Annotated in this window: 12 protein-coding genes and 1 riboswitch; of the genes, 2 read left to right on the plus strand and 10 right to left on the minus strand. The window is 48.3% G+C overall.

What is annotated here, in order from left to right:
* Nucleotide 1 precedes the first annotated feature (1 nt).
* From DHX103_RS04310 to DHX103_RS04340, 7 genes are all read right to left on the minus strand, one after another.
* Nucleotides 2–994, minus strand: a complete 993-nt coding sequence (locus tag DHX103_RS04310; RefSeq protein ID WP_422124039.1) for a FecCD family ABC transporter permease — start codon at nucleotides 992–994, stop codon at nucleotides 2–4.
* Nucleotides 987–1,964, minus strand: coding sequence for an ABC transporter substrate-binding protein (locus tag DHX103_RS04315; RefSeq protein ID WP_422124040.1), 978 nt, complete (start codon nucleotides 1,962–1,964; stop codon nucleotides 987–989). Before DHX103_RS04315 ends, DHX103_RS04310 begins: the two co-directional genes overlap by 8 nt.
* 179 nt (nucleotides 1,965–2,143) lie before the next feature.
* Nucleotides 2,144–2,329: riboswitch (cobalamin riboswitch) on the minus strand.
* Nucleotides 2,330–2,374: 45 nt separating this feature from the next.
* Entirely contained in the window at nucleotides 2,375–4,036 is a 1,662-nt protein-coding gene (gene argS / locus DHX103_RS04320) for an arginine--tRNA ligase (protein ID WP_422124041.1), read from the minus strand.
* Complete coding sequence (locus tag DHX103_RS04325) at nucleotides 4,033–4,443, minus strand: DUF1934 domain-containing protein (RefSeq protein ID WP_422124042.1); 411 nt, start codon at nucleotides 4,441–4,443, stop codon at nucleotides 4,033–4,035. The genes argS and DHX103_RS04325 overlap by 4 nt, the downstream gene beginning before the upstream one ends.
* 287 nt (nucleotides 4,444–4,730) lie before the next feature.
* Entirely contained in the window at nucleotides 4,731–5,603 is an 873-nt protein-coding gene (gene speB / locus DHX103_RS04330) for an agmatinase (RefSeq protein ID WP_422124043.1), read from the minus strand.
* Nucleotides 5,604–5,606: 3 nt separating this feature from the next.
* A complete protein-coding gene (gene speE, locus DHX103_RS04335) occupies nucleotides 5,607–6,440 on the minus strand; it encodes a spermidine synthase (RefSeq protein WP_422124044.1) in 834 nt (277 codons plus the stop codon).
* 532 nt (nucleotides 6,441–6,972) lie between these two features.
* A complete protein-coding gene (locus DHX103_RS04340; protein ID WP_422124045.1) occupies nucleotides 6,973–7,488 on the minus strand; it encodes a YwhD family protein in 516 nt (171 codons plus the stop codon).
* 63 nt (nucleotides 7,489–7,551) lie between these two features.
* Here DHX103_RS04340 and DHX103_RS04345 point away from each other — a divergent pair, with 63 nt between their 5' ends.
* Nucleotides 7,552–7,737: a 2-hydroxymuconate tautomerase gene (locus DHX103_RS04345; RefSeq protein WP_422124046.1), complete on the plus strand. Its 186-nt coding sequence runs from the start codon at nucleotides 7,552–7,554 to the stop codon at nucleotides 7,735–7,737.
* Nucleotides 7,738–8,119: 382 nt separating this feature from the next.
* Here the strand turns inward: DHX103_RS04345 and DHX103_RS04350 are convergent, their stop codons facing one another.
* The 3 genes from DHX103_RS04350 to DHX103_RS04360 form a co-directional block, all read right to left on the minus strand.
* The gene (locus tag DHX103_RS04350; RefSeq protein ID WP_422124047.1) at nucleotides 8,120–8,614 is read right to left on the minus strand and encodes a YwgA family protein; all 495 of its coding nucleotides are present in this window, start codon (nucleotides 8,612–8,614) and stop codon (nucleotides 8,120–8,122) included.
* Nucleotides 8,615–9,919, minus strand: coding sequence for an HD domain-containing protein (locus DHX103_RS04355; protein ID WP_422124048.1), 1,305 nt, complete (start codon nucleotides 9,917–9,919; stop codon nucleotides 8,615–8,617). It lies immediately after the preceding gene.
* A 307-nt stretch (nucleotides 9,920–10,226) separates the two neighbouring features.
* Entirely contained in the window at nucleotides 10,227–11,042 is an 816-nt protein-coding gene (locus tag DHX103_RS04360) for a lipoate--protein ligase family protein (RefSeq protein WP_422124049.1), read from the minus strand.
* A 176-nt stretch (nucleotides 11,043–11,218) separates the two neighbouring features.
* Here DHX103_RS04360 and hemQ point away from each other — a divergent pair, with 176 nt between their 5' ends.
* The gene (gene hemQ, locus DHX103_RS04365; protein ID WP_422124050.1) at nucleotides 11,219–11,968 is read left to right on the plus strand and encodes a hydrogen peroxide-dependent heme synthase; all 750 of its coding nucleotides are present in this window, start codon (nucleotides 11,219–11,221) and stop codon (nucleotides 11,966–11,968) included.
* Nucleotides 11,969–12,154 lie beyond the last annotated feature (186 nt).

Here is a 12,154-nt window from a genome sequence, read left to right on the forward strand (position 1 = left end):
ATCAAGCCACTCCTTTTCGCTGGCGGAAAAATACGTAAGCAAATACCGGTGCGCCGATAAATGCGGTGATGACGCCAATCGGCAATTCGGTCGGCGAAATGATGGTCCGCGACACCAGGTCACAGACGATCAATAACGATGCTCCGTTAATGAAAGACAGCGGCAATAGATGCCGATGATCCGAACCCCACAGCAAACGGGTGATGTGGGGCACCACCAATCCGACAAAGCCGATGGTGCCGGAAACAGCAACAGCTGCCCCGGTCAAAACAGAGCCGCCGATCAGGATGACCATTTTCCGTTTTCTGACGTCGACCCCCAAATGCCGTGCCCGTTCTTCGCCGAACAACATGGCATTCAGTTCGCGGCGATTCAGCCATAACAGGAAAGAACCGATCAATATAAATGGCAATGACATTTGCACATAAGGCCAGCCCCGCATCGACACACTGCCGAGCAGCCAGCCGATGATTTGGCGAAGCTCTTCTCCAGTCAACGCGATCATCAAGGAGATGATCGACCCGAGAAATGAACTGAAGATGATTCCTGTCAGAATGACCGTTTCCATCTTCATCGAACGGTCCACCATTTTGGCAAATCCGATGACCGCCAGCATTGTAATTAACGCACCGAGCATACTCATGACCGGCAACGTGAAGCTTCCGAGAAATGGAATGGAAATGCCGAAAAACAAAGTCATGACCGCCCCTACGGATGCTCCGGAAGAAACGCCCAGCGTATAAGGATCGGCCAGCGGGTTTTTTAAAAGCCCCTGAAATGCCGCTCCGGCAATCGCCAGCGCCGCTCCCACAAGCCCTGCAAGAATGACTCTCGGCATGCGGATATTCCATATTATATTGGCGGCTGCTTCATCTGATGAAGGATTCCACAAAACCGAGGGTGATATGGCAACTGTGCCGACTGTCAGCCCGAGCAATATCGTTGCTGCCAGCAGCAGGAACGAAACACTATAGGCTATCCAGTTTTTATTCACTGAAAACCTCAGGATAAACAGCCTGTGCGAGTTCCAGCAAACCCTCAGTCAAGCGCGGGCCGGAACGGGTGACTGCATCCGTATTGATATTAAAGACTGCATCCTCTTCCACCGCGGTGACTTCCGCAAAGCCCCCACGCTGTTTGATTTGATCGACGGCTTCCGGGTTATAGGAACCTTCCGTCGTCACAATCACATCAGGGTTGCCATTGACGATTGCTTCCGGATCCATGCTGACCCAGCCTTCCTGATCGCCCGCCAAATTTTCTGCGTTGATCATCGACAGCATTTCGTCGATGAACGTGCCGCTGCCCGTCGTGTAGATGTCCGGCTGGCTGCCGACTTCAACAAATACTGTTTTTGCTTCTTCAACAGCTGCCGCCTGTTCGGTTATTTCATCCACCTGCTCCTGCATTTCAGCAATCAGCGCATCCGCTTCTTCAACAGTGCCCGTCGCTTGTCCAATCACGGTGATGGAATCGTAGACTTCTTCAAAGCTTGTTTCATTGTTTACAACATAAACGGTAATGCCCGCGTCGCGCAATTGTTGCAAGCCGCCTTCCCACGTGCTGATGCCGGATTCATGCGAAATGACGAGATCCGGTTCAAGGCTGATGACTTTTTCGACGTTAAATTCCTGGCCGCCGATTTTTTCCACGTCGGCCGTTTCTGCGGGATAATTATCAAAATCAGACAAGCCGACCATTTTGTCGCCAAGCCCCAATTCATAAGAAATTTCTGTCGTCGAGGGAACCATCGAGACAATCGATTGCGGCTCTTCTTCGATCACGACTTCGTCACCTAACGCATCCGTCAGTGTCACCGGGAAATCGGCTTCTGCAACTTCTGCCGGCGCTTCGTCCGGTGTTTCTGTTTGTTGTTCTTCATTTGATACGTCTTCTCCGCCGCAACCAGCCAGTAATACGGCTGCCAGCCCTGTGTTTAAACCGAATCTCCAAAATTTCTTCATGTTGTTTTCCTCCAATGTGTTTGTTTGCGGTTCAGCACCGAATCAGCGGAGGGGGGCCGCTGATTCGTGGCTGAACCTTTGATTTTATCGAACAAATAAAATAGACCTCCCATAAACTGCGGGAGGTCTGAAAGGACGCCATAAAAAAGACATGTGCATCCAGCCTGTCCTCGCAAGCTTATGGGTGTTTCATAAAGGCAGGTCTCCTGGCTCATGATCATCGCGTTCTGCGCCTTCCCGGAACTTTGTTCCAGTGGCATTTGCAGATTGCTCACACTTACAGTGGCGGGACCGCGCCGGAATCGAACCGGCTTCCCTTTTAACTCATGTTCTTAGACATAAGCACCTTTATGATTGGTATGAAGTTTTCTTGTCCTAGTTTATTATACAGAAAATTTTCGGAAAGTCTCTTACATTTTATCGGGTGCCTGCACGCCGACCATTTTCAACGCATTGGCAAGGGTCGTCTTTACAGCCGTGATCAAAGCCAAACGTGCACGGGTCATGTCTTCGTTCGACGGATCCAGCACTTTATTGGCGTTATAGAAACTGTGGAATTGAGACGCCAGGTCCTGGATATAAGTCGTTACCCGGTGCGGTGCGCGCTGTTTCGCAGCGTCTGCAATGACTTGCGGGAAATCGCCGATTTTTTTCAGGACGTCGATTTCTTTTTCATGTGTCAATAAATCCAAGTGTTCCGTCGAAGCCGTAAAGCCCTGCTCTTCTGCCTGGCGCAGGATTGAGCAGATACGCGCATGGGCATATTGTGAATAATAAACCGGATTTTCATTGGATTGCGAAACCGCCAAATCCAAATCGAAATCCATATGTGAATCGCCAGAGCGCATCGCGAAGAAATAACGCACAGCGTCAAGTCCGACAAGGTCGACCAATTCGCGCATCGTCACGGCTTTGCCGGTACGCTTGCTCATTTTCATCTTTTCGCCGTCTTTGTAAAGTTGCACCATTTGAATGATGCTGACTTCGAGCGTGTCACGGCCGTAGCCGAGCGCTTCGATTGCCGCTTTCATGCGGGAAATATAGCCGTGGTGATCGGCTCCCCAAATGTTGATGAGCTTTTCGAATCCGCGTGATAATTTGTCTTCATGATAAGCAATGTCCGGCAATAGGTACGTATACGTTCCATCATTCTTGATCAATACACGGTCTTTGTCATCGCCGAATGTTGTCGAACGGAACCAGGTCGCACCGCCTTCTTCAAAAATGTGGCCGTTGGCGCGCAGCTTGTCCAAAGCGATTTGGATTTCCCCTTTTTCATACAACGACGTTTCAGAGAACCATTCATCGAATTCGACACGGAAATCCGCCAAATCTTTCTGCAGTTTCGCCAGTTCCACTTCGAGACCATGCTTGCGGAATTCTGCGTAACGCTCTTCATGGCTCATGTGGAGGAATTTATCGCCGTGTTCAGCGACAAGGCCTTTGGCGATATCGATAATGTCCTGGCCGCGGTAACCGTCTTCCGGCATGCTTTCGCCTTTGCCCAGTTCTTCGAAATAACGCCCTTCAATAGACAGCGCCAAATTGTTGATCTGGTTGCCGGCATCATTGATATAGTATTCACGGGATACATCGTAACCGGCCATATCCAACACATTGCACAGTGAATCGCCGACTGATGAGCCACGCGCGTGGCCGAGGTGAAGATCGCCTGTCGGATTCGCCGAGACAAACTCGACCTGGATTTTCTCACCGGCACCAGCATTCGTGCGGCCGTAATTTTCTTTTTGATCCAGCACCGTTTTCACAACGTCCAGCAGGTAATCTTTTTTAATGGTGATATTGATGAAGCCCGGACCAGCGATTTCAGCTTTCTCGATATTCGCCGATTCCTTGTCCAAATTGGCAACGATTGCTTCAGCAATCACTTTCGGCGCTTTTCTCGCCACTTTAGTCAATTGCATGGCGATATTCGTCGCATAATCCCCGTTCACTTTGTCTTTTGGCGCTTCCAGATGGATAGCCACCGGCTCTGTCGTTAATTCCGCTTTTTCCACTGCTTCCGCGATCGCCGATTTAATGGCCTGCTGAACTTTTTCAACTGCATTCATTTTGTAGCCTCCATAAATTGAATTTCCATTTCGTATTCGCCGGCATAATCGGCACCGAGCGCCAAATCATAGCGGACTTTAAAATGACTGTCGCCCACCGATAATTCGTGGGCGGTCGTCGTCAGCATGAACGATCCCTGTTCATTCGTCAGGTTTCCGGTCTGCTCTTTATGCAATAAAAACGGTAGCCTCATCTGAAGGCCGCCGCTTCGCATGATCACTGCTTCTTCTTCATTGAATTTTACAATGGTGCGGATTTCAAGCTCATCCTGCTGCTCACGGTATTGCAGATATTGGCGGTTATTTTTTACCGTCAATGTCCCATCGGCCTGCAGCTTCATCACTTGATCATCCATATCCGGCTGGCGGATGGTCGTCGTCAGTCTGATCTCCACTGATTTATCCATTTCTGCCGCCTCCCTGTTTGTTGATAACCTTTATATTATAGCCCGAGTCAAGGGCGTTTATCAATTAATTGTTTATCAGCGATTTATTCGGGTTTATCGGCGATTTTTCGGGGTTTATCAGCGGTTTTTCGTTGTTTATCAGCGATTTTTCAATTTATCGTCGATTTTCACCCTTTTATCGTCGGTTTTTTCTGGTTTATCGTCGATTTTAAGTCGTTTATCGTCGGTTCCCAATAAAACTCTCAAAAAAAGCCGGCCAAATTTCGGCCGGCTCCATGCATACGATTTTATTTTACCCAGCCAAGAATCATCTCACGCATCAGCTTGCTCGCGGTATTCGCTGTCTGGTCGGAATGGTCATAGACTGGCGCCAACTCAACGAGGTCGAAGCCGACAACGTTGACGCCCGACGCCGCGATGGCGTGGATCGATGCCAGCAGTTCGCGCGACGTGATGCCGCCTGCATCGACTGTGCCGGTGCCTGGCGCATGCGCCGGATCCAAGACATCCATATCGATCGTGACATAGACATTGCGCCCTGCGAGCGTCGGCAATACCTCTTTCAGCGGTTCCAGAACTTCGAATTTCGACAGATGCATGCCATTCTCTTTCGCCCATTCGAATTCTTCTTTCATTCCCGAACGGATGCCGAATGAATAAACGTTCTTCGGTCCGATATGGTCCGCAATTTTGCGGATCGGCGTTGAATGCGAATACTCTTCGCCTTCGTAGTTTTCACGAAGATCCGTGTGCGCGTCAAAATGAATGATTGCCAAATCGTCATATTTACTGGCGACCGCTCGCATGACCGGCAGCGACACCAAATGCTCGCCGCCCATGCCCATCGGAATTTTATCGTCTTTCAATAAAGTATGGACGTATGTCTCAATTTCCAGCAGCGATTTTTCCGGATTGCCGAATGGCAGCGGAATATCGCCTGCATCGAAGAATCTTACGTCTTCCAGTTCACGGTCAAGATACGGGCTGTATTCTTCCAGCCCAATCGACACTTCACGGATTTTATTCGGGCCAAAACGGGATCCCGGACGGTAGCTGACTGTCCAGTCCATCGGCATGCCGTATAACACTGCTTTTGACTCGTCGTAATTCGGATGGCTTCCAATAAACACTTTGCCTGAATAAGTTTCGTCAAATCTCATATTTTATTCGCCTGCCATATCTTTCACGAATTTAGGGAGCGCAAACGCCGCGGTGTGCAGCTCTTTCGTGTAATATTTTGTATCGATTTCATGGAAACGCTCAGCGGGTACAGCGAGCGGATCGTATTTCTTCGAACCGATCGTGAATGCCCACAGGCCGCTCGGATAAGTGGGGATATTCGCCAGATACAATTTCGTGATCGGGAAAATTTCCCGGACGTCGCTCTGAACCTGTTTGATCAAATCACCTTTGAACCACGGGTTGTCAGACTGCGCGACGAAAATGCCGTCTGCTTTTAACGCTTTTGAAATGCCGGCATAAAAGCCTTTCGAGAATAAATTCACTGCCGGGCCAACCGGTTCAGTTGAATCGACCATGATGACGTCGTATTCGTTTTCCGATTCCGCAATGTGCATGAAACCGTCGCCGACAATCACTTCAACGCGCGCATCTTCAAGGCCGGACGCAATCGATGGCAGGAATTTCTTCGAGTACTCGATCACTTTGCCGTCGATATCGACCAGCGTCGCTTTCTTAACAGAAGGGTGCTTCAGGATTTCGCGGATCACGCCGCCGTCACCGCCGCCGACCACCAACACGTTTTCCGGATTCGGATGCGTGAATAATGGAACGTGCGCCACCATTTCGTGGTAAACGAATTCATCTTTTTCCGAAGTCATGACCATGCCGTCAAGGAACAGCATATTGCCCCATTCAGCCGTTTCAGCCATCTCCAAGTATTGAAAATCCGTCTGCTCCGTGTGAAGCGTTTTGTTGATTTTCATCGTAATCCCGAAATTTTCGGTCTGCTTTTCCGTGTACCAAAATCCTGCCATCTATAATCAAACTCCTTTATCTTATATAGTAATCACTTAAAAAAGTATAAGTGATTTCAGCAAAAGTGCAATATAATTTTTCACACAGTCCCCTTTACCCGCCTGGCATAATATTACTCGAAAAATAAAAAGGTTTTCTGCACAGAGAATATTATCCCTGCACAGAAAACCTTTTTATCCTGTTAAGCAAAGAAAGTGACATGAGGCATTGGGCTTGGGTTTAGATCACAATCGCTCATGGCACTTGCTTGCCGACAGGTGTCCTAGCTTTCTATTTTAAAAAGCTGTATCCCTAGTGTACTGCGTTTGCCCCGTAAGTTCAACTGCCTGTTGGACCCATTTTCAAATGTCATGTTTTGGTCAAAAACAGCAAAATAATAGGGTATGCAGCAAATAAATACCTTTCTTTTTAGATGGTAATGTGACTTAGTGGCGCAAAGTAAAATTATACTAGGCAAACGATATTGCAGAAAACGAAAAAAGGGCCTCAGCCATTATGACTGAAGCTCTTCCTTCTATACTATCTGCAAACTTATACACCCAATTCTGTGTGCAGCTGTTCGGTACTGTTTTGCCACATTTCCGGGTTATGGCTGCGCAGGTATTCAGCGAGCACCCGTTTTGATGGCACATCCATATTGTCCACCAGAATTCTGCGTTTCATCGATTTATCCATGCGATTTACGTGGTCAGCCAACAGTTTATAGCCCCGGCGTTTTTCACGGTTAACGACCATTTCACAGGCTGTAACGCCTGCATAATAAGGACCTTCCGGATTAAAATCAATGGTGATCCAGATCAGCCAATAATCCTTGCCGCCTGCTGAATCTTCAGGGTTGGTCGTGAATTTAATGCCCTTTTCCACTTGGCTGCGGGCATGCATCGCGCCGATATCGATGAAAGCTTCCTGCTCTTCAACGTCGATGAACAGCGGTGACACATTTTCAAGAGACAGCGAGCCGATACCGTAGCCCTTATGGCCATCGGTCGGGTCGTCTTTTATAATGGTGAATCCTACTTTTTGTTTTGGTTTTTCATTGTTTGACATGTGTACTTTCCCTCCATTCTGCTATGATAAAGTTGAACCCAAAGAAAAGGAGCTGTGTCCATTATGCCATACGTAACAGTAAAAATGCTCGAAGGACGTACGGAAGACCAGAAACGCGCGCTTGTCGAAAAAGTCACGGAAGCTGTCTCTGAAACAACCGGTGCACCTGTTGAGAAGGTCGTCGTTTTCATCGAAGACATGAAGAAGAGCAATTACGGTACTAAAGGGAAGCTTTTCTCTGATCAATAAAATCTATTTCGAACTATGCGGCTTCCTCCACGGAAGCCTTTTTATTTTATACAAGTTGAAGTAATAATTTAACATAACCGATATTCCGCAAAACAGCTTCGAAGACATTAGCCGAAGCATGCGAGGCTAAGTCTTTGCGACGAAGCAGCGCAGCGATGCAGGAGCACTGAAAGAACTCGCACTTCGTCGAAACGAAGTTGGAAAGCCAACTCCGTTTCTGCTCCCCATGGCGTCTTCGCTGTTTTGCTTCATATCTCTGATACTCTCTCACCTAAAGCTAATCCCCCAGCGTCGGCGCGGCTCAGGAACATAATCTTTGCACTGTCCAAAGCGCCGAAGCATTTTTCAAACTAATTCTTCAGTTCAATTTATATAGTTAAAATCACCGCTTCAATTCTTCAATAAACGCAAACGCCTCGGCAATTTCTGCCACTGTAAAATTCAATTTCCCTTTGACGCTGTGCAGTTTGGCGATCTGCTCATCCTGCTCCAAATCATCGAAAAACAATAGCGTTGCCGTCAGCTCCAAAAACCTGGCGCTTTTGCCATTCAACTGGACTGCGTGTGCAGCATCGGCAAGCTCCGGTTTGCCCAGTGCATTGCGGAATTCGAGACCTTCATCCGTCACCGTGTAGCGGTATTGGACGTAGGAACTTTTGTCTTCCTTCTGCTCGAGGATAAAGCCCATGTCGCACAATTCTTCAACGCGGGCAGTCAACTCTTCCGAATACGGACCGTAAATATGAAATGCGTATTTCTCCTGAAACGGCTGACCAATCTTCTTCATTATGTATATCATCTTCTGCAATTTTTTGCGTCCGGTTACACCTTCCGCCGTGGAGATGAAGTCCACTATTTTTGCGTGTTCCTGGAGCAATCAAACCCCTCCTTCTCTTAATAACTCAAGTATTTGCTGTTTGATTTCCTTCTTCTTGCCATCTATCAATAATTCCGCAGGGAAATAGAGTTTATAATCCGTCCGCCGTTTGCCGGAAATGCCATCTACGATTTGTGACAAACGCGACAATTCCTTGATGTCGCCATTTGGCATCAGGAGATGGATCGGCAGCCGCTCTTCTTCCTCGCCAGGCCGGTAAAAATCGTACGGCAAGTCGGAAGTCGAATCGTCGATCAGGTAATATTCGGGATCGATGCCGGCTCTTTCGAATAACTGCGCCAGCTCGCCCAATTTTTTATAATCCTTGCCCGGATCGAAATCGACATACTGGAACAGCCGGCGGTTGACGAAGCGGTCACACAGATCCGATAGAATCGGGTCACGTTCGGTGATCCACAACTGGAAATAAGTCATTAACACATTTTCATCGAGCGCCAGATAATCTTTCAATGTAAATGAATTATCAAAGAACGCCAGAAAATGGGTCGGCGGCTGTTCGAATTTATAACCGTGGCCGCTCAAATATTTGGCGCGCTGAAGAATCTTCCTCAATATAACTTCCGCACTGCGCGCCACCGGATGGAAATAAACCTGCCAATACATCTGGTAGCGGCTCATGATGTAATCTTCGACGGCGTGCATACCGCTTGATTTGATGACGACCTGGTCTTCAAACGGCCGCATGACCCGGAGAATCCGCTCCATATCAAAATGGCCATAGGAAACGCCCGTATAATAGGCATCGCGCTGCAGATAATCCATGCGGTCCGCATCGATTTGGCTGGATATCAAGGAAACCACTTGTTTATTGGCATAGGTTTTACCGATGACTTCCGCCACTTTTTTCGGAAATTCCGGAGAGACTTTTTGGAGTATGCTGTTCACTTCGGTGTCGCCCTGCAGAATTTCACGGGTGAAATCCTCGTGGTCGACATTAAAGACTTTTTCAAATGAATGCGAAAATGGGCCGTGGCCGAGATCATGTAACAGGGCGGCACACAGGACGACGAGGCGTTCACTTTCATCCCATTCCGGACGCTCGTGAAAAATGTCATCGAGTATGCGGCGCACAATTTCATAGACGCCCAGCGAATGGCTGAAACGGCTGTGCTCCGCCCCGTGAAATACGAGATAGGATGTGCCAAGCTGTTTGATGCGGCGCATCCGCTGAAATTCCCGCGCATTGATCAAATCCCAGATAACTTGGTCGCGTACGTGGATATACCGGTGAACCGGATCTTTGAACACTTTTTCTTCTGCTAATTTCGAATTTGCATAATCCACACGCGCACCTCCAGATTTTTCTAATCATATATGTGAACTAATAAACCAATACTAATCGATATTCCGCAAAACAGCTTGCTTTCCGGGGGGCTCGCGCCGAGCTAACTGCGGGCTTACGCCCGAGTGGATCTCGACACTTCGCTTGGTCCCCCAGGAGTCTGCGCTGTTTTGCTCCATATCTAGGTCTCACCTAGCGTCGGCGCGTTCCAGGATTAGTTGGAATTTAAAAGCGAATGCTTTTTTCAATATATACTTACTTTTTAATTTCATATATAAAAACCAGTTTACACCAGCGCGCTCTGCCCGTTCAAGGTGTTGTCAGCATTTTCGCATTGCGCTCCACAACCCGTTTGAGGTAATAGCCGTAGCGCTCGGTTTCTTCCGGCTGCAATGATTTCAATTGCGGCTTGTCGAGCAGATTGTAAAGATCGACTACGACTTCTGCAACGGTGATGTTGCGGCCGAGCAATTCACTCAGCGACGCCATCGTTTCCGGTTGGATCGAAGGGTACGCGAATTTTGTTTCTTCTCCTTTTAAACCGGTTTCATAAAAATCACGGATCAATGCCGCACGCTCTGAACCGCTGCCTTCGACGCAAAGGTACACTTGCACGGCGATGCCTTTGCGGATGCGGCGCTGTGAGATGCCGGCGAATTTGCGGCCACCGATGCTGAGGTCGTAGGAACCGGGGCAATACGATCCGACGATTTCGTAGGCATCGATTTCGGCTTCCGGAAACAGCATACGGACCAGTTCGAGCATCATATCGTAGCCTTCCGGAATATCAATGGCGCTTTCTTCTTCGGACAACACAATTGAGATATTCAATACGCCTGCGTCGAGTACGACGGCAAGGCCGCCTGAATTTCGGACAATCGGGGTGAAGCCGCGTTCCTCCAACAAAGCTAAGCCTTCATTGATATGCGGTAAACGGTGGTCCTGGATGCCAAGCACGATGGTGTCGTCATGCACCCATGTACGGATCGTCGGCGCGCTCACACCGGAGCCGACCAGTTCACACAGTAAATCGTCCGCCGCGAAAGATTCGAGTGCGGATCTATTTTTTGCGCTCAGGGATTGATCCCAGAAACGCCATTCGGTTTCTTCAGTAAATAACGGCATGATTGTTTCTCCTCTTCAAAGCGATCGCTTGTCTTTATTTTAACCTACAGGGCTTCCTGTGAAAAGGAACGATGGTCATGTCAAATTGGTGACAGGCGCTTCTTTCGAAGCAACTCGGCGGGTGGGTATGATAAACTGTTTTTGAGAGATTTTTCATTAAAAGGAGTGTTTATTAGATGAATGAAGCAGCAATCACATTAGACGGCTGGTACGTCCTCCACGATTTCCGTTCGATGGACTGGGTATCATGGAAAATGCTTGAGGACGAAGAGCGCCAATTTGCGATCGACGAATATCAGGCATTTATGGACAAAGTAAACCAGGCCGATGAAAATAAAACCGGCGCACACGCATTGTACTCAATTGTTGGCCAAAAAGCTGACTTGATGCTGATGCTCCTGCGCGAAACGATGGACGAGTTGAACGACCTCGAAACGGAATACAATAAGCTGACGTTGGTCGCTTACACAGTACCGACGTATTCGTACGTTTCTGTTGTCGAACTTTCCAATTATCTTGCCGGCAAATCAGAGGAAGATCCTTACCAGAACCCGCATGTCCGCGCGCGTCTGTACCCGGAACTTCAGCGTTCGCAATACATCTGCTTCTACCCGATGGACAAACGCCGCGACGGCGAAGACAATTGGTACATGCTACCGATGGATACGCGCAAAGAATTGATGCTGTCCCACGGAAAAATCGGCCGCAGCTACGCAGGCAAAGTGAAACAGATCATTTCCGGTTCTGTCGGCTTTGACGATTACGAATGGGGCGTTACGCTGTTCGCAGATGACGTTCTCCAGTTTAAGAAATTAATCTACGAAATGCGTTTTGACGAAGTCAGCGCCCGCTACGCGGAATTTGGTTCGTTCTACGTCGGCACACGCCTTGATGCAGCGAAATTCGTTACGTTTTTGAAAGTTTAATAGTAGATGGAATGAAAGCCGCCTTTTGGGGCGGTTTTTTCATGGGGATTTGTTTTACGAGAGACGATTGAGAGGATTTTTTCGGAAAAATTAAACAGATATTTCTCAACCGCACCTCACATGGGGATTTCCGCACATTCCCACCCAATTTCCGCACCTCAAATGACCATTTCCGCACCTCAGAAT

This window comes from Planococcus daihaiensis, assembly GCF_049262615.1.
In the GTDB taxonomy this organism is placed as follows: Bacteria; Bacillota; Bacilli; order Bacillales_A; family Planococcaceae; genus Planococcus.